Origin of the sequence: Rhodococcus spelaei (assembly GCF_006704125.1) — a bacterium.
Lineage (GTDB): Bacteria > Actinomycetota > Actinomycetes > Mycobacteriales > Mycobacteriaceae > Rhodococcus_G > Rhodococcus_G spelaei.
This window is the reverse complement of the sequence record NZ_VIGH01000010.1, coordinates 110,514-134,586: the sequence shown is the minus strand read 5'-3', so window position 1 is coordinate 134,586 and position 24,073 is coordinate 110,514. Positions and strand designations below refer to the sequence as shown.

The following is a 24,073-nucleotide window of genomic DNA, read 5'->3' as shown; positions in this document are numbered from 1 at the left end:
GAGCCGGTGGGCGTCGTCCGTGGCGGACATGCGGCTCCTTTCGCTGCGGGTGCGCCCATGGTGCCACGACGGTGCGGTGGCCCGACTGGCGGTCATCGCGGCCGCGCCGTCAGACCAGTTCGACAGTGCAGGGCAGTTCGGGCGCTCCGGACAGGCGCGCGTCGGCGGTGAGCAGTGGGACGTCGAGCAGGGTCGCGACCGCGACGTACATCGCGTCGTAGAAGGTCAGGTTCTCGCGCAGCGGCCACGCGAGTGCCGCCACCGGCCCGGTGTGCGGGTAGCGCTGGTCGATCAGCGCAGCCGAGGTGAGCAGTCCCGTGTGGGCCTCGGCGGGGCTGATCAGGCCGGCACGCTCGTGGCGGCGCAGGACGTTGCCCACCTCGGCGTCGATGAGGTGCGGGGCGTGACGTCGCGACCGGGAAAGCCTCTGCCGCAGTTCCTTTGACTCGGTGGTGCGGCCGAGGAGGGCGAACAGCAGGGCGGAGGCGTCGAGCACGCAGTCGGTCACCGGCGGTCGGCGTCGAGATCGGCGAGGATCGACTCACGCGTCGCGCCCGGAGCCTCTGAGGCCCAGCGGGTGGACGCCATGCGCTCGAAGACCTCGTCGGCGGTCGGGGATGCGGCGAAGTCGATCACCACCTCGCGCATGTACGACTGGATGGATCGTCCCGCGGCGCGGGCCCGGGTGCGGATGACCTCGTACGTCTCCTCGGGCAGCTCGCGGATCTGGATCGTCGCCATAGCGCTATTTTAGCGCTGCAGCGCAAGGGGCTGCTGGGTCAGTCACAAACGCAGCTTTCGGGAAGTCTGCGCAGCTCAGCGAGGTGCATCGAACAGGGTGAGCTCGCTCGGTTCGTCGAACAGTTCCAGCTGCCGTGGCGGTTCCTCCGGGGGCGCGGGGGTCAGTCCTGGCCGGGAGAAACTGACCGCTCGCAGGGCGCCGCTCAGCGCGGCGAGCGTTCCGGCCCAGGCGGTCGCCTCGCCTTCGCAGTGAACGACCTCGTCCGGATTCGCCTCGGCGCGAGCCCTTTCCAGCGATCCGCCCCACTCCGCCGTCCGTTCGGCGCTGATCCGCATGTAGTCGAGGATGGCGGCGCGGTCGCGTTCGCAGACGTCGGCGGCGGTCTCGGCGGCGAGGGTGCCCTCGCCGTAGCGCACCAACTGCATCACCGCCATCAGCGCCGGCGGTACGTCCGGCGCGCGTTCGTGGTTGGCGACCGCCGGACGGGGTGTGGTGCGATGGCCGACGGCATCGAACCGTGCGGCGAACGCCCGGTCCACGGTCGCGAGGAACGCGGTGACTCGCTCGAGCAGGTCCGTCAGATGCCGTGGCACGAACGGGAACCCGGGTATCTCGACCACCGCGTTCAGCCGGTCCTCGCGCAGGACGAACCGCAGGTGCGACCAGCGTGCGGTGAGGTCGGCGACCGTCTCGGCGGCGCGGGTCCGGCCGCCGATCCGGTAGAGCAGCGGCACCGACAACCGGACGACGGGTTCCGTGTGGTGCGGGATCACGAATACGGCGTGCCCCTCGATGGTCAGGACGAAGTCGCCGTCCCCGTCGACCTGCGGCTGGTCGCCGAGCAGGTCGGTGAGGGCGGCCTCGACGAGGTCGCGCAGGTGGTCGGGGTCGCGCGGGGCGACGGCCACCATCGGGTCGACGTCGGAGCTCGCGAGCCAGTCGCGCACCGTGGGACCGGTGAGGTGGCCGGCTCGGCGACCGACCGCCTCGGCGCGGAGGAAGCTCGGGTGCGGCACGCTCCACACGTCGCGGAACGTGGCCACCGTCATCGACGCGAGCTGGTCGGACCATCGGACGGTGCGGTCGAGGAAGTGGGCCGGCGACCCGTCGGCGGGGTCGTCGTCGGGCCCGCAGGTGGGGTGCTGCCAGCCGAGCTCGCCCAGAAGTGTCTCGTCGGCGGGCGACAACGCGAACCGGGGGTCGAGGAACGCGTTGGACGGCACCTCGCAGCGCACCAGGTCGTCGGACCAGGCCAGGAACTGCACGCACGGGAGGTAGCCGCCGGCGCCCGGTTCCTCCGCGAGCTCGACCACCAGGATGTCCTCGCCGCGCATCGCGCCGATGTGGTCGGCGAGGGTGCCGCGGAACTCGCGCCACGCCAGTTCGACGGCCTGGTCGAACTTTTCGAGGTCGGGCAACGGTGTGGTCCCATCTGCAGCGCGCACCGGCCGCGCTCCCGGCCGTCGTCATGCAGGGTATCGCCAGTAGCGGACCGGGAGCGGCAGACGGTCGAAGTCCGTCCGGGAATCGGGAGGCGATGTCGGTGCCGAGGGCTACGGTTGCCGCACCGTCGGGGAGGAGGTGTCATGGCATTGGTGGACTGGTACGACTCGTGGGAGCCGACCCAGGATCAGCGGACCTTCCCGCACTGTCTTCAGGTCGACGTGCCGATCGCGGAGGTGATCGAAGTTCTCGACGGGCTGGGCCTGACGTTCGTCAGCGAGGACGGCCGGAACCGCGACGGCCTCCGCGCGGCGGGCGACGGGTTCGAGGTTCGCCTGCACGACGTCGCCGCCGGAGCGCTCGGGCTCGGTGTTCTGGAGGGTCCACTCCCGCCGACGGTGGCGGTGTTCGTGACCGGGCGTTCGGGGTTCGCCGATCGGAACGCGGTCGAGGCCGTTCGTCGCTACCTCGAGCAGCGCACACCGTGGCGGATCGAACTGCAGAACAAGTACTTTCAGGAGATCTCCGTGCGAGACCGGGTCGGCCAGATCGGGTGCCGCCACGGAGATTGATCGGGTCGGGAACCGATCGGGACCTTGCCGCGTCTGACACCTTCGGTCTTGTTTAGGGACTCGTCGCGTCGATCACCGTGTGCCTCGCGTCAGAACAGCGTGGGTTCGGCCAGCGCGCCCTGCCGGGCCTCGCGCAGTCGGGCGCTCCACCGTTGCACCAGCCACATCTCGATCAGTTCGGGGCGGGTGTTCGCCCGCGCCGCCCAGTCGCCGAGCAGGGTGAGGTACCGGTCGTAGCGGCGGAGGGTGAAGCCGCTGACCGACGGATCCTCGAGCCAGCCCTCGTGGATCAGCGTCGAGACGCCGTACTGGTCGATCAGCTGGGCGCGTCCGGTGGAGGTCCTCGCCTCGACCGCCCACAGATATACCGCCAGCAGCGACACCCCGACGCCGGGCGTCTCGGGCCAGCCCGACCAGGACGCACTCGCGGCGTTCGGCAGGGAGCGCTCGCGGGCGCAGTGCTTGAGGACGGCCCGGATCCGGGCGAGCGGGTCCTCGCCGACGCGGGCGTGCGGGTTGACCACGTCGGGGAAGCGGCGTTTGTAGCGGCGGTGCGGGTGTGCGCCCTGCCAGGCGGCGCAGAGGAACAGCAGTCCGAGGCCGTCGTCGTCCGCGTCGATCAGGTCGCTGCCGAGCCGAAGGTCGTTGCGCTGCACCACCGCGACGCCCTCGGTGACGATGCGACCGTCGAGATCGCGGCCGCGCAGCCGGATCTCGTGCTTGGCGAGCGCGAGGTGCTCGTTCCACCAGTCCAGGTCGACCGGGGCGCCGTCGTCGAGGACGTGCAGTGGGTAGGAGCGGGTGTGGCACCACTGCACGCACGCCTCGGGCGGCTCGAATCCCTCGTCACTCAGCTGCATGGGGCAAGGGTGCCAGCCGGTACCGACAATCCGGGTGAGGGTGGACGCCGGTGTCGGCGCCAGGGTTACACGTGGGCGCCGCGCCGCCCCGGGTTCGAGGCGGCGCGAGCGTCGTGGACTTAGGAGGACGTGGCCGGGGTGATGCCGAGGTCGCCCTCGACGTGCTCGCCGTCGTGGCCGCACGCGCAGTCGTCGCCGCAGCCGCCGCCACCGCACTCGCCGGCGTAGCTGTCGTCGTCCGCGTCGCAGTCCAGGGTGCCGCCGAACCGGGCGGCGAAGTCGTCGTCGAGGTCGTGGGTGAGGTCGTGCACCTCGTCGATCAGGTTGAGCAGGTGCTGCGGCGCGAACGGGTCCGCGTCGAGCAGCGTCGAGACCAGCAGGTGCTCCTCGCTGAGCGCGAAGCGCAACCGCGGCCACTCCTCCGAGAGCTCGACCAGCTGGGTGGTGGCCAGCGCGCGGTCGGTGATGCCGGTGACGATCGACGACCACACGTGCAGCTGCGGGCCGTCGTCGGCGACCGTCACGTAGACCGCGAAGCCGTGCACGGGAACCGCGATGTCGCCGTCCTCGTCGGTGTCGGGCTCGGAGCCGAGCAGCTCGGCGAGGGTGCGCACGCACAGTGCGTGCAGCTGGTCGCGCTCGTCGGTGACCACGGCGAGGGCGCCGTCGATCCGAAGCGGCTGGTCGTCGGTGGTGTCGTGGTCGGTCATCGGGTCCTCTGTCCTGCGCGGGGGAATGTGCGGGTCCACGGTAGTGCGGGGGAGTGACAGGGGGTTGGCGGGCGGGTGGACGGCGGTGGACGTCGGCGTGCGCTGATCACCCGACGATCGCGCCGACGACCTTCCCGACCACGGCGACGACGGGAATCGTCAACAGCAGGAGTATCGGGGTGAGCACACCGACGAGAATCCCGACCGCGACGCGTCGACCGGTTCCGCCGCGCGCCAGGCAGAGGATCCATGCCACGAACCCGAGGACGATGGCGAGCCACATCCAGGCCGGAGTCGGCGAGTCGGTTGTCGGCATCATCACGAGGCCGACCAGGGCGAGCAACGTGACCGTCGTCGACGCGTAACTCGCGGCGCCGAACGGGGAGTTGCGAGTTTCGGTCACACCGACACCCCAAACGGGGCGTTGGCGTTCATCGCGAGGTGAAGCGAGGCGAACACCAGGCCGATGAACGACGCCGTCACCATGCCCAGCGCCAAGCCACGCCAGGCCGCAGACCCACGAACGAACAGCGGTACCGCGAGCAGCATCGTGATCACCACTTCGGTTGCCACCGTGGTGAACTCGACGACGAAATTTGCGGTGCCGTCCGGGGCGAGTGTGTCGACGAGTGGGGCTATCGCAAAGAAGCCAGCGACCACGAGTGCGAGCCAAAGCGGGGTCCCCAGCGTCGCGGCTCGCCAGTAGTCTGGGCCGGTCGTCGTCAGACGCGCACGAGTCGCTTCGTCCATGATGGCCATCCTCTAGTTGACTCGTGGTGGGTCGGCGGGATCACCCAGCACGGTTCCGGGGAGATCTCGCACAGTGGGTGGAATTCGCCCGCCCCATTCCTGGATGTACTGGAAGGGCTCCAGCGCCCGTTCGCCGCTGCCGAGGCCGTGAGTAGTCCACAGGTTGAGGGCGGGACCCCACGATTCGCCAGATTTTGCAGGGTCGACTGCGACCGTGTGTGTCGTTCCCCGCGGATCGTCCTGATAGACCTCGAAGGAAGGATAGTCAGCACGGGTCCCGCTGATCGTGACGCCCGTCGATCCCGGAGCGCCAGGCTCACCATGTCCGGGTGTGAACACCACGTCTCCGTGCACGGTCGGCATCACGGCTGCAGGGGCCTCGAGCGGACCGACCTCCGGTCGAAACGGATTCGCGGCCTCGTACTTCAATCGAACCGACCCGTCCTGTGCCTGCCAGACCTCAGCGTCCGGAGAACCCACCTTCACATTGCCTTCCGTGTCGACCGAGGGGTTCTGTCGCATTACGACCAGCCCGTTCTCGTAATCGATGAACGTCGTAACTCTGCTGTACTCCGGATCGAACTCCGGGTCGTTCGGTCGGTTGTCGCCGAGATCGTAGGCCGGAACGTTGAAGACGGAGTACGGCTCGATGAAGCTGCTTGTTCGGACAACGCCTTGTCCGGGTACGGGTTCGATACGCACAACTTTGATGCTCGGCGGTATGCCTTGATACTTCTCCGTGTAGCTGTGTGGATTTAGTGCGGTCGCAGTCTGCCAGTCGCTCGGCGACTGCGGGTAGCGCCCGAACAGTTCGTGGAAGGCCTCTGCAGACTCCTGATCGCGGGCCTCTCGCGGGGAGATGACGTGTTCGGCGCCCGACGGATCGAGCCCCTCCGGAAGTTGATTGCCACAGGCCCGGATCGCGGTCGCCGCGTCACGGATTCTTCTCGCCGTTGCGTTCGCCTCGGCGATGAGCTCGGTGAGGGCGGAGCCGATCGCACTGGAGTGCTGATCGACCCGTGCAGCATCGCCGGTGACGGCCCAATCGTCGGCAACCGAGCAGTGGTCGTTTTCAGCGTCGGCCGTCCGGCTGTTCAACGTGCTCAGGTGAGACGCCAACGCGCGGCAGCCCTCGTCGAGAACCTGCGAGAGGGCGAGGACTTCGTGAGAGGTTTTCGTGCCGGTATCGCAGTCGGTGCCGATGCGGTCGTACGCAGCGTCGTATGCCGAGCCGTGCCAGTGGTTTCCGGCATCCTGGATTCCCGATCGCATTCGATCGAGTTGGTTGCTGTATTCGGCGTCGCCAGCTCTGACGCGAGTGGCGATATCTGCCAGCATCGCCGGAGTCCATCCTCTGATCTGGCTGCGAGTCGGCGTCAAAGCTGTGCTCCGACAGCCGTCAGTTGTGTACGGAAGGCGTCGTCCGTGACCTCGAAATCCCGTGCGTTGCCTTTCGCGATGGCGGCGATTCGCCTGGCGCGCTGAGCCATTCGCAGGTAGGCGCCTTCGACGAATTCGCCCGCCTCGTCCAACGCAGCGGCGACGTCGGAACCGGGTAGGAAATCGCCGGAGGTCCGGATGGAGTTACGAACATCGATATCGTCGATCGACTCGCCGACCCCGTACATGGCGGACGCGAGTGCGCGCAGTTCCGCCGGATCGACATTCATATACATCCCCCCTGCTTCGCGATCGCGGCGGCATCCCTTGCGACGCGAAAGCCAGCGCCCCCCGGCGCCTGTGGCACGAGTCTAGTCGGGGCCCATGTGCACTTGCCGCAGCGGAGGTGATCCAGTCGTCGCGAGGAGTCGCGGGTAGGGGCGTCAACACCTCTTGTCGGGCTGCACCGCACCGTGCACGCGGTGGGCGACGGTAGCGGCGGGCCCTGCCTTCGGGGGCGGATAATGCACCCTTGCAGGGAAGGCCTTCCGCGGTCGTCGACATCGAGTCGACGGTACGTTGGCCCAGCGTCTGGTGTCTGTCGTCGAACGCGGCGCAGGGGCGGCGCTCGGGCGGCGGTGCGTGTACTCGGGCGGCGCACTCGGTAGGGTGCGAGCCGATGGACGAGACAGGTACGACCTCAGCTCCGAAGCGTCGCATCCACGTCGTTGGTGCGGTGCTTGTGCGAGACGGAATGATCCTCGCGGCCCGCCGCAGCGACGGCATGTCGCTGCCAGGCATGTGGGAGTTCCCTGGCGGCAAGATTGAGGCCGGCGAGAGCCCGCAGGAGGCACTTCGCCGCGAGCTCGAGGAAGAGTTGCTGTGTCGTGCGGAAATCGGTGAACGTGTCGAAACCACCGAGCACGAGTACGACTTCGGCGTGGTCATCCTGACCACCTACTTCTGCACACTCATCGATGGTGAGCCGCAGCTGACAGAACATGCGGAGATCACGTGGCTCCCGGCCGCCGACCTCGGTGTGCTCGAGTGGGCGCCTGCCGACATTCCTGCAGTCGAGCGACTGCGCACCGCGTCCGTCTGATGGCAGCTGGCATCGAGAGGCTCTTGCGAGCTGACACCGCGTTCGGCTTCATCGACGCGTCTCTCCCTTCCGATCAGGTTTTCCAACCGCTCCTCATTTCGAATGAGGACGAAAACACGATGCTGCGGGCCGTTCGGCACGAACTACATCGATCACAGCGGTTCGTATTCTCGGTGGCGTTCGTCACGACGGGAGCACTCGCGCTGCTCAAGCAGGCCCTGCTCGACTTTCGAGGCAAGGGCGTGATCGTCACCTCGACGTACCTCAACTTCAATGAGCCCGACGCGTTTCGTGAGTTGCTCACGCTCGACGGAGTCGATATCTACGTTCACCCCGGAGTGGAACGAGGGTTCCACGCGAAGGGGTATCTGTTCGAACATCGCGAATCGACGACTGCAATCGTCGGTAGCTCGAACCTCACCGCCCGCGCGCTACAACAGAACGAAGAGTGGAACCTTCGCTTCTCGGCGCTTCCGGGCGGCGACATTGTCGGTCAGTTGCGGCAGGCGATCGAGCGTCAGGTACAGCGATCTGAGCGGCTGACTTTCGAGTGGATAGATGCGTACGAACGCCATTATCAGCAGGGTCGTCGTGCGTTCTCCGGCGACCTTCCCTTCGCTCCGGAATCACAGGTCGAGCATGTGCTCGACGTCGACATCCTGGTCGGCGGCAAGGCACACGACGCTCGGATACTTCCGAATGCAATGCAGGTCGAGGCGCTCGAGGCGATCGACCTGGTTCGTGACGCAGGCGAGCGTCGTGCCGTCGTCATCTCGGCAACGGGCACTGGGAAGACGATCCTCTCGGCACTCGACGTGCGGGCAGTCGGTCCTCAGCGAATGCTGTTCGTGGTGCATCGGGAACAAATCCTCGACGCTGCCATCGAGGCATATCAGCGGGTGCTTGGAGAGCCGGTCAGCAAGTTCGGCAAATTCGTCGGATCCCGACGCGAGCTGGACCACAAATATGTGTTCGCGACGATCCAATCGCTCTCGCGGCCCGAGAACCTGCGTGCGATCGACCCCCGGCACTTCGACCACGTGCTCATCGATGAGGTGCACCGAGCGGGTGCGGAGAGCTACCAGCGGGTGATCGACCACCTCGACCCGGACTTCCTGCTCGGGTTGACCGCCACCCCGGAGCGAACGGACGGGTTCAACGTCTTCGAGCTGTTCGACTTCAACGTCCCCTACGAGATCCGGCTGCAGGCTGCACTCGAAGCCGACATGCTCGCGCCGTTCCACTACTACGGCGTGACCGACTACGTCGACGCCGACGGCGCCACCATCGAGGAAACGGCAGACCTGGCACGGCTCGTCGCCGACGAACGGGTGGACCACCTGATCAGAGCGATCCGCATGTACGGGCACACCGGAGACACGCGGGGACTGATCTTTTGCGGCCGACGGGACGAAGCGATCGAGCTCTCACGGCTTCTGAACCAGAAGCAGGTTCGCGACACCCCGCTGCGCACCCGCACGCTCATGGGGAGTGATTCGGTCGAGACGCGACTGGAGGTCGTTGGAGAGCTCGAACGGGGAGAGCTCGACTACATCTTGACCGTCGACATCTTCAATGAAGGCATCGACATTCCGGCGGTGAACCAGATCATCATGCTGCGGCAGACGCAGTCGAGCATCGTGTTTACGCAGCAACTCGGTCGGGGACTGAGGAAGGCGCCGGGGAAGGACCACCTGCGGGTGATCGACTTCATCGGCAACTACACGAACAACTACTTGATCCCGATCGCGCTGCTGGGTGACAGCTCGCTGAACAAGGACGTGATTCGGCAGAAGCTGATCCGTGCCAACGACGCCGGCGTCATCTCGGGCCTGTCCAGTATCAATTTCGATCAGGTGTCGCGTGATCGGGTGCTGCAGTCGCTGGCTGCGGTGTCACTCGACAGCATGAAGAACCTGAAAGAGGCGTTCCTGCAGCTCGAACAGCGATTGGGGGAGCCGCCTCGCCTCATCGACTTCGCCCGATTCGACACCGTCGACCCAGTGGTCATCGCGACGAAGCACAGAAACTACTGGGCATTCCTGCAGAAGCTCAAGCGTGAAGACGAGGTACTTCCCGAGCCCCTCGCCGAGGTGCTCAACTTTCTCTCGGGTGAACTGCTGGTCGGGAAGCGTCCTCACGAGCTGTTGCTGCTACGCGAGTTGTTGGCGGGTCGTCGACTCGACGAACACGAGTACCGATCGCTGCTCGGAGAGCAAGGCTGCGTGAACGACGACGCGACGATCGAGTCCGTGCTGCGGGTTCTGTCGCTGGAATTCTTCACGGCGACCGAGCGTCAGAAGTACGGCGACGATGCCCTTGTGGTCACCGGCGGTTCCCGGTGGGAACTCTCACCAAAAATCACGGACATGCTTGGTGCGTCACCGAAGCTCGGTCAGCATGTCGACGACATTATCGAGACGGGGTTGTTCGTGGCCCGGCACCGACACGGCTGGACGGGAGAACTTCAGGTCGGCAAGCTGTACTCTCGCAAGGACGTGTGCCGGCTGCTCAACTGGAAGTCCAACGAGTACGGCACGATCTACGGCTACAAAGTGGATGTCGCGTCGCAGAGCTGCCCGATCTTCGTTACCTATCACAAGGCCGATCATGTTTCGGAAAGCACACAGTACGAGGACGAATTCCTCGACGCATCGACCCTGAAGTGGTTCACGCGGAGTCGCCGTACGCTGCAAAGCGCCGAAGTGCGATCGATAGTCGAGAACGAGGTCCCGCTTTACTTGTTCGCGAAGAAGAATGACGCAGAGGGGCTCGATTTCACCTACCTGGGGCTCGCGGAGTCGCGAGAGCCGGTGCAGGAAAAGATGCCCGGTGGTTCGGGCAACATGCTCGACGTGGTGACGATGAAGCTCGCCCTCAAGAAGCCGATGGATGAGAGCCTGTATCGGTATCTGGTGACTTCGGGTGCCGAAGAGAGCAGGGACTTAGTGCAGGGTCCCAGCGGTTGCTGACGAACGGCGCCTTTCACTACCGAAGGGCTGGGGGTTGGCGCAATTCGGCCATGTAGCCTTTGGCGCCGCCGGCGAGAGATCCTGGCGTACTTCAGGTAGGGGTTCACGCCCATTCACAACTTTCGCGGTGGCGCGCGAGTGCGTGGGTATCGGGGTGCGCAGTTGAGGAATCCGGCAACTGGAGAGTCTTTCCATGCAGCGGCTTGTATTCGCTGTTCCGCAGCCACGGTGCCAGGAGGACGGTCGTTGCATCAGAGACGGTGAGCAGTCTGAGGTCGAAGAGTGTGTGGATGTCGGACCGCAGAAGGAGCCTGTTGGTGACGTGGTTGGTGTGGTCACCGTAGTAGCGGTCGATATGCGCGGCTTCGAGAACGGAGGTCACCGTGGAACCGGTGACTGCGCATTTACCGGCATAGGCGATGATCAGACGGTTGCGGAATCGTGCCTGCCCTCTTCGCAGTGTGATCTGGCGTTCGGCACGTTCCCGCATGTCGGCACCGGGCGTGTACGAAACTGGGACATCAACGAAGGCGACATCCGACTGTTTGCCGAACTGCGCGCGTAGGAACAACTCGGCGTTGGGTTCTGTGATTTCGTTCGCCGGAGACTGCGCCGCGTACTTCTTACCCCCGGCCGTTCTCAGCTCTTCCCATACAGCAAGGTGGGGGACATCGTCGCTGATCACCTCGAACTCGAAGCGATGCGTGTACTGGCCGAGGTGATTGTCCACCCAGCGGGCAGGTCTGGAATGGGGGCCAATCGGGTACAACGATGTTGTCGCCCGTACCCAGGACACGAGACCTGTCTTGGCGAGCCAGAAGTAGACGTCGTCGCCGGGTTCAATCCGTCCAAAGAATCCAGGGCGCCGGACATCCCACAACCTGTCATCCCGCGCGAACCCCCAGTGCTCGGGGGTCTCCTTACCGATCTTGACAACCCAACTGGTCAATGCCCATGCGCCTATCCGGTCTCGCACCGGGTGGAGGCATGTCCTGTCGCGGAAGCCTGTCGGGCCGTGCTCGTTCTGAGTTTTTGTCCAACCCGCTGAATGCTCAGCGGGATTCGTCGATCAATGCGCGGAGCGCATCCCTCGTCTGCTCATCCGTCGAGTAGATGACGGTGCCGACCATGCCGCGGGTCAGCAGCACCTTGTAAACGTTGCGAACCAGCTTGTCGAAGCGGACGTCGCTGATCTTCTTGGCGTTCTTGAAGTCGGGGTCGCGATTGGCCGCGCGAACGGTGGTGAAGCCTCCGTCACGCCACACCAGGTCAGGTCCGAGGATCACGCCGTTCCAGTCGTACTCGAAACCTTGTGCGGTGTAGACGCAGCCGACCTGGTCGAAGCCGCCGTCCTCAGTGGCCCACAGCGGTGCCGGGGGAGCGTCGCCGATGCGCCTGTCGCTCTTGCTGTTCCACGGTCGTGCCCAGTCGTCGATGACGACGTCGGGGACGAGGGTGCCGTCCTTGCGTGCGTCGCTCCACGGCCAGCAGTAGCCGGCGGTGATGCGTGCCCCGTAGCCGCGATCGATTTGTTGGGTCAGCAGGTGCTCGAGTTCCTGCGGGGTGTCGGCGACGCGGACGGCGAATTGGGGATCGCCCTTCCACTTGTATGGGCCCCGTCAGTCAAACCCAGGAGGCGCTTGACCCACAGCACGTACTCTTCGCTGCCGCCGCACCGGAACTGCTCGCCGAGGTGCACGTGATGGACGTCGAGGCCGAGCGACTTGGCGTGAAGCTCGATCTGCTCGAGTGAGCCCATCTCGCCGGGTCGCACAATCTGGTGCTCGTCGAGCAGGAACACGGGTACTCGCGCCGCCGCGATCAGCTCGTCGATCTGCGGCCGGTCGGTGCGCAGTTCTGCTTTCGTGTAGCGGTCGACGGAGGTTTCGCGAATCCGATGAGCCTCGTCGAGAATGAGGACGTCGAGGCCATTCCGTTCGGCCGACATGAACTGGTTGAAGTACTTGAACATCTTCTGGACCCGTGGCGCTCGGTGGCCGGCTACTTTGCGAAGGGTCTGGGTGAACGAGCGGGAACCGGTGGCGTGCAGCACGGTTCGGCCACGACGCGCAAGCTCACCGACCAGCGACAGCGCGATGACGCTCTTGCCGCTGCCTGGACCGCCTGTGACGACCACGATTCGCTTGGCGTCCGCGGACCGCGCCTGCTCGACGGAATGCAGGACGAGGTCCACGGCTAGCTGCTGGTTGCCGAGGAGGTGGAACTGGGGTCGGTCGCGGACCTCAGCCGCCGCGACCTTGAGTAGCTGCTGCGATGGCGCGACCGCCGACCGCATCAGGGTGTCACCCGCGACATGGCCGGCTGCGTCGCCGGACAAACGCGATTGGAGGAACGCGAACATGTCCGCGCGATCGGCGCCAGTGAACAGGCGGCCGGTGATACCTGTCGGGAAGCTGCGGAGGTCGGACACCGATGACGGGTCGGTCGCGTTGTGTAGGTAGGCCATTCCGGCGAGCGCGTCCGGTTGGTTCTCGATGGCTCGCGCGAAGTCAGCGAGGTAGTCGCAGTACCCCTTCACCTGGGCTACGGGATGCAGCTTGGGTCCGCCCGGCATGCCGGGAACCTCGACGAGCTCCGGACTCCCCTCGAACCGGTAAGCCGACGACCACTGCTTGAGTTCGACCACCACATACGAGGCCGCACCGGTATTGGGATGGACGCCGGCGAGCACGACATCGGCGCGCTGCGACGTCAACGGAAGGTGGTACTCGATCAGCATCTCGACGTCGCCCAGGCCCGCATCGACGAGATCCCGAGCGAACACGGGGAGACTGCGGCCCCACGACTTCTGTTCGGCCTCGCTTGCTCGGCGCCCGGTGGTGAACAGCATCTGATCGAGGAGTTGCTCGACCAGCGAGTCAGGGTGAGCGATGCCGGCGACGCGTTTCGCCGACGTACGAAGCAAGGTCAAAGTGGGGTCCCCCGGGCAGCACGAATCGAGTCGTGCGGGTGGGGGCATGTCCGTGGCCGTGAATCACAGCGGAAGTCCGTCGGGCCGCGAAAAGAACACTATCGGACACCGCCGACAGGAAATCGTCACGGCCCGGCCGATGGCGTGTCCGGGCTACGACTCCGAATGCGTGACGATCTGTGCCTTCTCGTGGAGGACTTCCTCGGCCGCCGGATTGTTCACGATGCGGGCGGCGAGCGAGTGACGCGCCAGCGCCTCCGGGAGTGCTGCGGAACTTCAGGCCCTTGAGTGCTTTCTTGTCCACGAGGGGGAGCGGACGGTCGCCGTTGTGGGTTCGGAGCTCGGCGAGACCGCGTCGAATGTCGTCGACCGAGAGGTCGCCGTGGAGCCGTAGGGATTCCGCTCCGATCCGCTGCCGCGGCGGAACAAGACCCGGCGCCCACGCGGCGGGTGTGCGGTTGGCTTTCGCCCCTGCCCAGGTCCACCAGCGCCAGTCGTCCCGCCCGTCGCGTGCAATGACGAACGCGCCCTCGATGATGTGGTCGGCGCGTTGTAGGCGCATGTCGTCGAGAGTCGCCACGGCTCGTCTGGCGAGCGTGACACCGGCCGGCTGGACCCCGAGCAGGACGTCGCGCACACCGCGGGTGATCTCGAAGGATGCGCCATCGGGAAGTGACATCCACTTCGCGCGGCCCTGCAGATCGGTGTTCTCCACGAACACCTGACGTCGGTTCCAGTCGATGTGGGTGACCTTCCACGACCGGCCGCCGAGCAGGAGGACCCGACGACCCGAGCCGACCCCGTCGACCCTGCCGCAGGCGGTTCCGGCAGCGATGTCGAAGGATCGGATGACGTCTGGCTTGAGCACATGGCTCAGGCCAGACCCGCAAATCTGATGAGATCGTCGAAGATTGGCAGGGCGTCCGCGTAGCAGTCGTTGCCTGCGACGACCACATCGTCGTGGCCGGTGGGTACCTCCGGTGGCAGAAGGCCTGCGCGCCGATCTGCACCACATCCGGGGCGTCGGAGTGGATGGCTTCGGCGTAGGCGTCGGCCGGTCCAGACGGGCCACCTCGGCTGTCGCTGGTCGACACGAGGTGCATCCTTGCCGGGCATATGGAGGTATGAAGGGGCTGCCGCGAGTCAACTGAACCTGGGGCAGTCCCATTCGGATCGCCAAAGCGCTTGGCACACAGAAGTTATTCGAGAGTGTATTGACGGCTGTGGATCAGGCAGCTGGCGCCGTGCTCCAGATCTCGAGCGCTAGGGAGATGAGCACCTCGGTCCGCACATCAATCGCCTTGGCATCCCAGTGTTCAAAAGCCTGCAAGCGCGAGTTGATCGTCGTCACCGTCGTGTTCTTCCCGACAGTGCTCAGCTGGGCGATGCTTCGCGTCAGGTAGTTGCCGCTCTGGGAGTAGAGCGGCTTCTTCGAATCGTAGAAGTCGTTGCCTGCGACTATATTGTGAGGCTTCTCGAGGAGTGTGAGGTTCCCGAGGCGGTTCACATACGACTGGTAGTCCTCGTCATTGCCCTCACACCACTCGCCGAGGAGATCGCTGCGCGGCGTCTGCGGCAAGATGTGCTCGATCTCGAGATTCGTGTACTGACTGAGCAGTCCGCGGGTCTTGGTTCCGGAATGGGCCATGTCGACATGCTGGGTAATTCGCGCGAGCAGATAGCGCGAGCGGTACTTCGGCATTGATCCGAGCCGGTAGCGGCGAAGAGCGTCACGCAGTTCGTCATGCTTGGAGGCGATCGAACTCTGGAAGTGCGTGGCGATGAATTCGTTCAGAGCCAACCGTTGCGTGGCCTCGTCCGTGATCGTCGAGAATTCTCGGATCTCATCCGCCCACCGCGAGAACAACGCCTCGAGGTCTTTGGTGGACGTGCGCGTGAACACGTAGAAGAAGAGAAAGTTCTCGATTTGCTCGACCAGGTGCTCGAAGTTCGCGGGGCGTAGCTTTCCGCCTGCCAGCAGGAGGACGTGATGCTGGCTCAACGAAGTCCCAGTCAGATGCTGCAGGTTCGCCAATGCCGCGCTCGGGCTTCCCTGCGAATCACGCCCACTCTGAAACGCGAGGTAGCGCTCGACGTTTGCCGCCACCGTGTCGACGAACTCGAAGGGTCTCGTCGCGTATCCGGCGACCGCGGCATTGTCCTTGTCGACGAACCACGAGTAGATCTGATCCTCGCGTACGATCCCCTTGCTGTGCGCGTCGCGAATCTTGTAGTTCGCCATCACGAAGTACCGGAGGAAACGCAGCGGCTTCTGCTTCTTCTGCTCGAGGGGCGTCGTGATCTTCTTCCACTTGTCTTTCAGCTTGGCGAAGTCGTCCTGCTTGACCTGCGCGAAGAGGAGATTCTTCAGCAGGTCCATCGGATTGAGCCCGATGCCACGCTCGTTGATGGTTTCGAAGATCTTCAACGCGCTGCTGACATCCGTTTGAATCTGGATGAAGATCACGTTGTTTGCTAGATGTCCCCAGAACCGCGCAAGGTCGGCGTGTTCCGGGAAGTTGTGGTCGAGGTACTCCGATATGGCCAGGAAAACGTCGGTCAATCGTGCTGCCGACCCGAACCGTTCGATGGCGGCATGGTCGAGGGCGTCGGACAGCTCGCCGTCTGCTCCGTCGTATTGCCGGAGGAACTGGACCAGATCGGCTGCGTTCTCGTAGCAGGGCTCGAGCCGAAGCCGCGAAACGGTCATGCCTTCAAGATTTGTGTAGCTACTCGCGAGCAGACCCTCGATCGTGGGCTGCTGCGGATGGCCCCGAAACCGACGGCGCAGCGCGCACAGCATCAGGAAGAACGTGGTGGTCCTCTGCTGGCCGTCGATCACATCGAGCTCGTCCGCTTGCCGACCGGGCCCGTCCGCTGCCACCAGTACAGTGCCGACGAAGTATTGCTTACCGCCGGCGTCGATGCTCTCGGTGATGTCGTCGAGTAGCTGGACGGCTTCGGTCGGACCCCATACGTACTCGCGCTGATAGTCCGGAATCCGGTAGAAGCATGACTGCAGCGCCTGCGTAATGGTGAAGCTGTGGGTCTGGATGAGCGACATGCGGATTCCTGATTCGATCGAGAATATGGTGAGACAACGAAAGAGAATAGGCCCATGGTCGGACACCGGTGTGCAGCGCGTGTACATCGGCGCGAATCGACTGGCTGCAGAGCCATCGACCTCGCTGCCGTCCTCGAATGGCCCAGGGGCTAAGGAAGATTGGTCCGACTCGGCGCGGCCGGCATATCCGGCGTCGAACTTGGCGTACGACCAGCTTTCCCACGCACGAGGGCCGGTCAGCCCTTCCCGCGCAGGTATTGGAGAACAGACCCGGCGGTATGGCGTGATGTAGCATCCCGCAGGTACTGCGCTGGGGAGCCCGCATCTGCGGGCGGCGCGTGCACGGGGGTGATATTGATGACTGACGGGAATCTGCCCGGTGGGGTGGTAGTGGTGCCGATCCACGCGCGGCCGAGCGGCTCGGGTGTGGCACAGATCGAGATGCGGACCGTGCCCGGTGTGGGCCTGGTCCTCCCGGTCTATTCGTCGATCGGAAGCCTGGTCGCCTGCTGCAGCGAGATTCAGCCCTGGATGGCGCTCGACGCGGACGGGCTGAACGAGGTTCGGCGGGTCACCGAGTTCGACGTGATCGTGCGGGACGTCGACCTCCGCGGTGAGGCCGACGAACCCGATGATCCGTCGACACCGCAGAGCTGGTTGGAAGAGGCCCGACCATGAGCGACGGGATGATGGTCGACAACCTGTGCGAGCTGGCGGTCGTCTTGGCGGACGGCGCCCAGGGGTTCGAGAACTTGGCCGTCGATGCCCCGGCAATCCCCGACGCGGGCGCGTCGAGCGGTGTCGTGGCGGAGCTGCTAGTGGCGCTGTCGGAGGCGATGTCGACCGCCGCCTTGTCGGCGGCGAACGCGGCCGACCTCGTGCAGGCCAACGCCGCGGAGTTCGATGCGACCGAGGGCGCGAACGCGGCGCGGGTCGCCGGCGCCAAGGGGGTGCCGCGCTGATGCCGATCGACATTCGGGTGGCGGGCGATCCGGCCTCGTGCACTGACTGTGCGAATTCGCTCGCGGCCGTGGCCAGCGGCGCGGAGCAGCAGGCACACAGCTTCTTCGACGCTCGCGATCGCTCCGAGTCGCAGTGGCACAGCAAGACGGGCGACGAGTTTCGCGACCGGGTCGGCGCGATGGGGACCGGCACCATCGACGTGGCGGATCGGGCCGGCGAACTGAGCAAGGCGATCCGAGTCTTCGCGGACGACCTGGGCACGGTGCAGGCTCGCATGCGGCAGGCCTCGGAGGTGGCTGCCGTCGGCGGTCTGGCGGTGACCGCCGAGAGCATCGGCGACCCGGTCGACGAAGGCGCCGTCGGAGACGATCCGGCACGCGACGAGTTGCGGGCCCGGCAAACCGCGGCGTATCAGGCGGCGTTGCAGCTGGCCGAGGAGGCACGGGAAATCGAGCGCAGCGCGCACTCGGTCCTGAACCAGACCGTCGAGGGCACGAAGATGCTCGTCGACGACGCGAAGAAGCAGTGGCAGTGGCTGACCGCCGGCGCGGTCACCGGGTACATCGGCACAGTCGTCGAGCAGGCCGACTCCTGGGGAGTCACGGCCGCGACGCGTGCCGCTCAACTCGACACCATCCGGACCGTCGCGGCCGAGGCGGCGCTGAGCGGTGATCCGTTCCGCGAGGCCCAGGCGGCGCGCGCGTTGGGGGTGTTCGAGAAGTCCGCGGAGGCCGCGGAACGCGCTGCTGCGGCGAACTCGAAACTGGTCCTGGGTATGACGGACAACGCCTTCAGTCAGGCGATGGCCAAGACCCTCACGGGGCCCGGCGCGTCAACGCTGTCGAAGGTGGGGTCGAAGGTCCCGTACGTGGGGGTGTTTCTCACCGGGATGCAGACCGTCGCTGACGTCCACGCTGCGAAGGACGGGGGTGAGGTGGCGAAGGCGGTCGGAAAGGACGTCGGTGGTTTCGTCGCCGGCAGCGCCGCGACCAGTCTGATTCTGGCCAGTGCATCAGGTGGCCCGGTCACGCTGCTGGCGGTGGGGGCCGGCCTCGGGGTCGCGTTCGGGGTGGGCGCCGTCATCGACCACTGGGACGGAATCTCCGACGGCGCGGGCGCCGTGGGGCGCTGGGTCTCGGGGGTGTTCGAGTGACGTCACCGCGGAATGCACTCGGATGGTCCAGTCCTGCCCCGATGCCGAATCCGGAAACCGGTGAGCCCCGCCCGCCGCACGCACCGCGGCTGACCGCACGCGACCGACCGACACCCACCGATCGGGCACCGCTCAAGCAACCGCCCCTGCCGGACGGGGCCGGGCCGATCCTCGAGTGGAGCCAATACCGTCGCAGGGACGGCTGGTACGCGACCGCCGGAACCTGGTTCCTGGGCGCCGCATTGTTGACTGCGAACTACAAGAACTTCGACTGGATCACCGACTGGATCTACTGGCCGATCTTCGCGTCGGCCTTGTGGTTCTACCCACGCGTGGTCCGCAAGTCGTGGCTCGCGGCGGGTGCCACCTGGGTGCAGAACGACCGCGCCTGGGTGAACACCTACGAGCTGGTGAAGATCGAGCTGGTCATCAACGGGATCCAGCGGGTGATCCGGCTGACCGACTCATCGGGCCGCCAGGCCCCGGCGATCGATATCAAGGACATCCAGCCCAACATCGCGCTGTGGGACCTCGTCTACAACGGGATGCTTCACTCGATCGCGAACGGGAACTGCGAGGTGACGCCGCGGGCGCAGCGGGTGCTGAAACTCCCTGCGGGACAGGCAACGGCCCGGCGCCGGTCGAGCTGACTGCGCCCCGCCGCTACGCCAGCAGGTCCTTGTACTCCGGGTTCTCCGCGACGAACTTCTCCACGTACGAGCAGCCCGCGATGATCTTGAGCCCCTCGGCGCGGGTGGCGTCCAGAGCGGCCGTCACGACCTTGCCCGCGATGCCCTGCCCGCGGAAGTCGGGCTCGGTGACCGTGTGGTCGAAGGTCCGCACGCCACTGATCTCGGTGTAGTCGGCGTGACCGGCGAGGGCATCACCGACGTAGATCTCGAAGGTGCTCTGCTCCGGCTTGTGCTCGATACGCTCGGCCACGGTCGGTCCTTTCGTCGGTGTCCTCACTTCGCACGCTACATGCGCAGGATGCCTCGGATTCAACCGAACGCTCCGCGTGGCTGTTCCCGCCGTGCACTCCTGCGAGGTGCCGGTCAGTCCTGCCAGCCGGGGTAGAACGGCTCGATCGTCGGTGGTTCCTGGTCGGTACGATTCGGCGCGGGCGGGGTGGGACCGCCCCAGCGCTGCTCGACCCACGGGTAGCACAGCTGCCGCGTCGGGGTGGAGAAGTCTCCTTTGTAGCGGGTGATCTTCCAGTCTCCGAACACGTTGCCGGATGGTCGAGCCGTCCGACCTGCGGGGCCGGCGATGTTCGGCATCACCGGCTCGCGTTGCGGGATCGTGGGCGAAGTTGTGGGGGTGTCATTGGGCGAGTCGGCGCGTTCGGCGGTGACGTTGATCGCCCAACGTGAGTGAGACCTGCTGGGATCGGGTAGCGGGAAGTGCGCGTCGACATCGCGCGACAGTCCGGTCTCGTCGAGGCACACCACACCGTCGATCGAGGATTCTGATGCGGTCCGTACTACTAGCTTGAAGTGAAGGGTGCCGATCTCGTCGGCGGTATCGTCCATCCGAATCTTGCCGCCGACAGTGCCGTTCGGGCCTGCTGCCTCCGGATAGCCCGGGTCGGTGTAGTCGCGGCCGATGCCCATTTCGATCTGGTCGCTCTCGGCGGCCGCTCGAATGGCCTGCACCGCGGGTGATTCGAGGTCGATGGTCGGGTCGGTGTCGTCCCAGCGGAAGGACACCGACCACGGTGCGGGCGGTCCCAGTTCGGGCTGGTCCTCGGAGCCGCATGCGGCGCACGACAATGCGAGAGCTGAGACCAACGTCGCCGACCAGATTCGCGTTGTCCTCATTCGGAGCATGTGCATAGTCGGTGAGCCGTTCACTTCTGCCAGCCGGGGTAGAACGGCTCGATCGTCGGTGGTTCCTGGTCGGAACGAGACGGCGCGGGCGGGGTGGGGCCGCCCCAGCGCTGCTCGACCCACGGGTAGCACAGCTGCCGCGTCGGGGTCGAGAAGTCGCCGTTGTAGCGAGTGATCTTCCAGTCTCCGAACACGTTGCCGGATGGTCGAGCCGTTCGTCCTACCGGACCGGTCATCTCCGGCATCACCGGTTCGCGTTGCGGAATCGTGGGTGACGTTGTGGGGGTGTCATTGGGCGAGTCGGCGCGTTCGGCGGTGACGTTGATCGCCCAGAGTGAAAGTGATCTGCTGGGGTCAGGCAGGGGGAAGTGACCGTCGACGTCACGGGACTGTCCGGTCTCGTCACGGCACAACACACCGTCGATCGACGATTCTGATGCGGTCCGTACTACCAGCTTGAAGTAGAGGGTGCCGATCTCGTCGGCGGTATCGTCCATCCGAATCTTGCCGCCGACAGTGCCGTTCGGGCCGGCGGCCTCGGGATAGCCTGGATAGGTGTAGTCGCGGCCGATGCCCATTTCGATCTGGTCGCTCTCGGCGGCCGCTCGAATGGACCGCACCGCCGGTGATTCGAGGTCGACGGTCGGGTCGGTGTCGTCCCAGCGGAAGGACACCGACCACGGTGCTGTCGGTCCGAGTTCGGGTTGGTCGTCGGAGCCGCACGACACCGCAGACAGCGCAACTGAGGCCGCCAGCGCCAAGGGCCAAGTTCTGCGACGTGAAAGTCTCATCTCTCGCCCCTCAGAATTCGGCTCCGGTAATGGTCGGCATCCGTGGTGTAACCCGACAGGTCGCCGCGCGAGGTGTCGAGCGCGTCGTTGAATCGCTCGAATCTCAATCCGGCGCGGTCGAGCAGCTCCTCTGCGGCGGACTGCAGCTTGCTTCCCTGGCTCGCTCGATTGTCGAGAGTCATGATCTCGTCAAACGCGCGGAGCCGGCCATCCTGCAGCCAACTGTGTGACTCGCCTCCGAAGGCCGACTCGAGTAGCCCCGGCTCCTTCGCCGTGACCGCGGCCAACATCCGGTACGCCCGCTGGGCGGCCAATCCATCGGCGTCGACGGCGAAGGCCTCCTTGTGAAGAGGCGCATACTCGGGCTCGATGCCCTGCTGGACGAACGAGGATGCGACGTCGAGCGGTGTGGCCAGCGGACCACCCACTCCGACACCGATTTTCGTGGCCACCTCGACCGCCAGTTTGGTGCTGCCGGCCGCCTTGGCCTCTGCCGCGGCGTCGTCGAGTCCGCCGTCGTACGCCTCCGCTCGCAGGCCTTGCTCCATGTATCCGAGGAGCCTGCCGCTCGCCTGCCCGAGAGCGTTACGGTCCCAGGACGTCTCGCCGTGCAGTTCCCCGAACCGCCCCGCGTAGTCGTTGGTCCGGTCGACGATCGCGCCGTTGAACGCGGCGGAGGCGGTCGGGTCGGTGTTCATCAGTGTCGCGAGCCGGATCGCACCGATGTCCGCGTTGGGGCCGAGCGCCTCCGCGCGGGAGAACCCGTGGGTGGTGACCTCGGAGTCGGGGGCGATCGCGATCGCGTCGAGGTACGGGGTGACCGCACCCGCGACTTGTTGGGTGAGTGCGGGATTGAGCGAGCCGAGTGACCGGTCGTCGCTGTCGGGCAGGTTCATCAGCGATTCGAATGTGCCGATCTGACCGTCGACGCCGCCTTCGGTGATCAGCCGGATCAGTCCCGTCGCGGCGCTGCCCGCCTGCTCGGACTGGGCGACGCTGACCTCGGGTCCGGGCGTCGCGTGCTCGCCGATCCAGTCGAACAACGCCGGCGCGCCCTGATCCTCGGACCAGTCGTAGCGCAGCAACGGTGCGATGGTCTTGACCGGCGAGTAGCCGCCGTCGAGGGGCTGGTCCGGCGACCCGTGGCCGGTGAGCAACTGCGTCGTCGCCTCGTGGTTGCGGCCCGAGACCTCCAGGTAGTCCCGCATGGACTGCTCCACGGACTCGGTGCCGACAGTGAATCCGGGGTGGCCGGTGAACGCCGACACCCCGCCTGGAATACCGAGACTCGCGGCCTGCCGCGTCATCTCGCGGGACAGCTCGACACCAGGCAGGTAGCCGGGTTCGGCCTCCTTCGCGAGCGCGCCGAACCGCCGCGTGTCCTCGAAGAACCGGGTCTGGTCGGCCAGTTGGCCGGTGCCGGGGTAGGTGGTCGCGTTCTTGTCCGGCCCGTTGGTGCGCGTGGAGACGAGCTCACGCAGGTTTGCGGGAAGGTTGGCGTACGAGCCGGGGGAGCGTAGCGAACCGTCCGGGTTGCGGCCGCTGCTGACCTTCTCGTTGGACACCAGCATCAACCCGTTCGCCACCGAGTTCAGCGCTCGGCCCGCGCCCGGATTGCCGGCGACCTCCTGGGCCTTGAGGTGATCGCCCAGCGCGAGGACGCCGTCCTTGCCCGCCGCGCGGTACAACTCGGTGTAGTAGTCCCGCACCGACTGCGGGACGGTGGACACCTCGTCGCCCGCGGCGAGCGAGGTCAGCTCCGACGGCGTCAACACCTGCGCGGGCAGCTGCTCCGCGATACGCGACAGGGCGGCGTCGTCGCCGTGCGCGGCTGCCGCGGCGAGAGCTTCGCCGTCTTCGCGCCCGAGCCGCGCCGCGCCCTCCTCCGCCGGACGGGACAGGTCGGCGCCGTCCCCGACCTGGTCGCCGCGCGCGCGGACCTGCTGGGCGGCGTCCTCCACCAGGCGGGTGACCTCGCCGTCCTCCCGGACGAGGTCGTCGACGGCGCGCCCGATCGCCCACCGGTGGGCATCGACGGCGTCGCGCTCCGTTGACCCCGACCCCGCCGACACCGACCAGTCGTCGCCGACCCGGCATCCGTCGGACTCCGCGGCGGCAACCTTCGCCAGCGCCACCTCCCGGACGCTGTGCAACCGCCGGGAGCCGTCGGTGAGAGCGCGGGCCAGTTCTGTCACCTCGGTCGATACCCTTGCGGCTGCGGCACATTCGGTCGCGACGCGGTAGCGGGCCGCGTCGAATGCGGCGCCGGTCCAGTCGTGGTGCAGGTCGACCAGCTTGGCCGACACCCGACCCGTCTCGGTCGTGAACGCGGTGTCGGCGGCAGTCAGACGGTCGGCCGCGTCGGAGAGGGAGGCAGGGTTCCAGCTCCGGACCTCGGGCAGGGTCGGCATCAGACCTGCGCGCCCATGGAACCGAGCCGGTCGGTGAACTCGCTCTCGGTGACGTCGAATTCGTTCGCGTTGCCGCGGGCGATGGTGCCCATCCGCCTCATTCGATCGGCAACCCGCAGGTACGCGCCCTCCACGAACGTCGTTGCCTGCGCGCACGCCGGGCCGGTGGTCGAGCCGGGAAGTGCCGTCCCGGTGTCGATCGCCTGGATGGCGTCGATGGCGGTCCCGGCGTCGTCGACGGCCGACGCGAACGCGCGCAGCGCCGCGGTATCCACTTTCATCACTGTCCCCCCGTTCGATCTCGCGCACCCGACAGCGTGGTGAGCGATCCCCCCGATCGACGAACAACCTACCGGATGGATTCGCGGGCGATTGTTCCCGCTTTGTACTGTGCGCGCG

24 protein-coding genes and 1 pseudogene are annotated in these 24,073 nt (G+C 66.2%); 7 read left to right on the top strand and 18 right to left on the bottom strand.

All coding sequences use genetic code 11. The annotated features are described in order from the left end of the window. Window positions 1-109 precede the first annotated feature (109 nt). From FK531_RS20455 to FK531_RS20445, 3 genes are all read right to left on the bottom strand, one after another. Window positions 110-508 carry a type II toxin-antitoxin system VapC family toxin gene (locus FK531_RS20455; protein ID WP_142102748.1) on the bottom strand — a complete coding sequence of 133 codons (399 nt, stop codon included), beginning with the start codon at window positions 506-508 and terminating at the stop codon, window positions 110-112. Continuing rightward, window positions 505-741 carry a FitA-like ribbon-helix-helix domain-containing protein gene (locus FK531_RS20450; protein ID WP_142102747.1) on the bottom strand — a complete coding sequence of 79 codons (237 nt, stop codon included), beginning with the start codon at window positions 739-741 and terminating at the stop codon, window positions 505-507. The genes FK531_RS20455 and FK531_RS20450 overlap by 4 nt, the downstream gene beginning before the upstream one ends. Window positions 742-816: 75 nt before the next feature. Further along, window positions 817-2,187 (bottom strand): TY-Chap domain-containing protein, encoded by a 1,371-nt coding sequence (locus FK531_RS20445; protein WP_142102745.1) that lies wholly within the window; start codon window positions 2,185-2,187, stop codon window positions 817-819. A gap of 141 nt (window positions 2,188-2,328) precedes the next feature. Between FK531_RS20445 and FK531_RS20440 the strand changes: the two genes are divergently transcribed. Beyond that, entirely contained in the window at window positions 2,329-2,757 is a 429-nt protein-coding gene (locus FK531_RS20440) for a hypothetical protein (protein ID WP_142102743.1), read from the top strand. An 89-nt stretch (window positions 2,758-2,846) separates the two neighbouring features. On the opposite strand, the gene FK531_RS20435 is transcribed toward FK531_RS20440, so the two are convergent. From FK531_RS20435 to FK531_RS20410, 6 genes are all read right to left on the bottom strand, one after another. Next, complete coding sequence (locus FK531_RS20435; RefSeq protein WP_142102742.1) at window positions 2,847-3,617, bottom strand: 8-oxoguanine DNA glycosylase OGG fold protein; 771 nt, start codon at window positions 3,615-3,617, stop codon at window positions 2,847-2,849. A gap of 119 nt (window positions 3,618-3,736) precedes the next feature. After that, a complete protein-coding gene (locus FK531_RS20430; protein WP_142102740.1) occupies window positions 3,737-4,327 on the bottom strand; it encodes a T3SS (YopN, CesT) and YbjN peptide-binding chaperone 1 in 591 nt (196 codons plus the stop codon). Between the two features lie 106 nt (window positions 4,328-4,433). Further along, on the bottom strand, window positions 4,434-4,730 hold the full coding sequence (locus FK531_RS20425; protein ID WP_142102738.1) for a hypothetical protein: 297 nt from the start codon (window positions 4,728-4,730) through the stop codon (window positions 4,434-4,436). Then, complete coding sequence (locus tag FK531_RS20420; RefSeq protein ID WP_246098292.1) at window positions 4,727-5,077, bottom strand: hypothetical protein; 351 nt, start codon at window positions 5,075-5,077, stop codon at window positions 4,727-4,729. Before FK531_RS20420 ends, FK531_RS20425 begins: the two co-directional genes overlap by 4 nt. A 12-nt stretch (window positions 5,078-5,089) precedes the next feature. Continuing rightward, on the bottom strand, window positions 5,090-6,415 hold the full coding sequence (locus FK531_RS20415) for a hypothetical protein (RefSeq protein ID WP_142102736.1): 1,326 nt from the start codon (window positions 6,413-6,415) through the stop codon (window positions 5,090-5,092). 38 nt (window positions 6,416-6,453) lie between these two features. Beyond that, entirely contained in the window at window positions 6,454-6,747 is a 294-nt protein-coding gene (locus FK531_RS20410) for a hypothetical protein (protein WP_246098291.1), read from the bottom strand. Window positions 6,748-7,136: 389 nt separating this feature from the next. On the opposite strand from FK531_RS20410, the gene FK531_RS20405 reads away from it, so the two are divergent. Together FK531_RS20405 and FK531_RS20400 are read left to right on the top strand one after the other, a co-directional pair. Next, complete coding sequence (locus FK531_RS20405; protein WP_142102734.1) at window positions 7,137-7,559, top strand: (deoxy)nucleoside triphosphate pyrophosphohydrolase; 423 nt, start codon at window positions 7,137-7,139, stop codon at window positions 7,557-7,559. After that, window positions 7,559-10,531: a DUF3427 domain-containing protein gene (locus tag FK531_RS20400; protein ID WP_142102732.1), complete on the top strand. Its 2,973-nt coding sequence runs from the start codon at window positions 7,559-7,561 to the stop codon at window positions 10,529-10,531. The genes FK531_RS20405 and FK531_RS20400 overlap by 1 nt, the downstream gene beginning before the upstream one ends. A 103-nt stretch (window positions 10,532-10,634) precedes the next feature. On the opposite strand, the gene FK531_RS20395 is transcribed toward FK531_RS20400, so the two are convergent. From FK531_RS20395 to FK531_RS20380, 4 genes and pseudogenes are all read right to left on the bottom strand, one after another. Continuing rightward, window positions 10,635-11,480, bottom strand: coding sequence for an HNH endonuclease (locus FK531_RS20395; protein ID WP_142102730.1), 846 nt, complete (start codon window positions 11,478-11,480; stop codon window positions 10,635-10,637). A 103-nt stretch (window positions 11,481-11,583) separates the two neighbouring features. Then, window positions 11,584-13,463 (bottom strand): annotated as a pseudogene (locus FK531_RS20390) (DNA/RNA helicase domain-containing protein). Further along, window positions 13,411-14,331, bottom strand: a complete 921-nt coding sequence (locus FK531_RS20385; RefSeq protein ID WP_181763053.1) for a hypothetical protein — start codon at window positions 14,329-14,331, stop codon at window positions 13,411-13,413. Before FK531_RS20385 ends, FK531_RS20390 begins: the two are co-directional and overlap by 53 nt. 360 nt (window positions 14,332-14,691) lie before the next feature. Then, the gene (locus FK531_RS20380; RefSeq protein ID WP_142102728.1) at window positions 14,692-16,527 is read right to left on the bottom strand and encodes a DUF262 domain-containing protein; all 1,836 of its coding nucleotides are present in this window, start codon (window positions 16,525-16,527) and stop codon (window positions 14,692-14,694) included. Window positions 16,528-16,884: 357 nt separating this feature from the next. Here FK531_RS20380 and FK531_RS20375 point away from each other — a divergent pair, with 357 nt between their 5' ends. The 4 genes from FK531_RS20375 to FK531_RS20360 are packed head-to-tail and all read left to right on the top strand — an operon-like array spanning window position 16,885 to window position 19,293. Then, entirely contained in the window at window positions 16,885-17,205 is a 321-nt protein-coding gene (locus tag FK531_RS20375; protein WP_142102726.1) for an SAV_915 family protein, read from the top strand. Continuing rightward, window positions 17,202-17,489: a hypothetical protein gene (locus FK531_RS20370; protein WP_142102723.1), complete on the top strand. Its 288-nt coding sequence runs from the start codon at window positions 17,202-17,204 to the stop codon at window positions 17,487-17,489. The genes FK531_RS20375 and FK531_RS20370 overlap by 4 nt, the downstream gene beginning before the upstream one ends. Further along, on the top strand, window positions 17,489-18,643 hold the full coding sequence (locus FK531_RS20365; protein WP_142102722.1) for a hypothetical protein: 1,155 nt from the start codon (window positions 17,489-17,491) through the stop codon (window positions 18,641-18,643). Before FK531_RS20370 ends, FK531_RS20365 begins: the two co-directional genes overlap by 1 nt. 41 nt (window positions 18,644-18,684) lie before the next feature. Further along, window positions 18,685-19,293 carry a hypothetical protein gene (locus FK531_RS20360; RefSeq protein WP_142102720.1) on the top strand — a complete coding sequence of 203 codons (609 nt, stop codon included), beginning with the start codon at window positions 18,685-18,687 and terminating at the stop codon, window positions 19,291-19,293. Window positions 19,294-19,306: 13 nt separating this feature from the next. Here the strand turns inward: FK531_RS20360 and FK531_RS20355 are convergent, their stop codons facing one another. The 5 genes from FK531_RS20355 to FK531_RS20335 form a co-directional block, all read right to left on the bottom strand. Beyond that, window positions 19,307-19,585, bottom strand: coding sequence for a GNAT family N-acetyltransferase (locus FK531_RS20355; protein ID WP_142102718.1), 279 nt, complete (start codon window positions 19,583-19,585; stop codon window positions 19,307-19,309). A gap of 113 nt (window positions 19,586-19,698) precedes the next feature. Further along, window positions 19,699-20,463, bottom strand: coding sequence for a hypothetical protein (locus FK531_RS20350; RefSeq protein WP_142102716.1), 765 nt, complete (start codon window positions 20,461-20,463; stop codon window positions 19,699-19,701). Between the two features lie 29 nt (window positions 20,464-20,492). Then, the gene (locus FK531_RS20345; protein WP_181763052.1) at window positions 20,493-21,200 is read right to left on the bottom strand and encodes a hypothetical protein; all 708 of its coding nucleotides are present in this window, start codon (window positions 21,198-21,200) and stop codon (window positions 20,493-20,495) included. Window positions 21,201-21,259: 59 nt separating this feature from the next. Beyond that, window positions 21,260-23,674: a TPR repeat domain-containing protein gene (locus FK531_RS20340; RefSeq protein WP_142102712.1), complete on the bottom strand. Its 2,415-nt coding sequence runs from the start codon at window positions 23,672-23,674 to the stop codon at window positions 21,260-21,262. Next, window positions 23,674-23,955, bottom strand: a complete 282-nt coding sequence (locus FK531_RS20335; protein WP_142102710.1) for a type VII secretion target — start codon at window positions 23,953-23,955, stop codon at window positions 23,674-23,676. Before FK531_RS20335 ends, FK531_RS20340 begins: the two co-directional genes overlap by 1 nt. Window positions 23,956-24,073 lie beyond the last annotated feature (118 nt).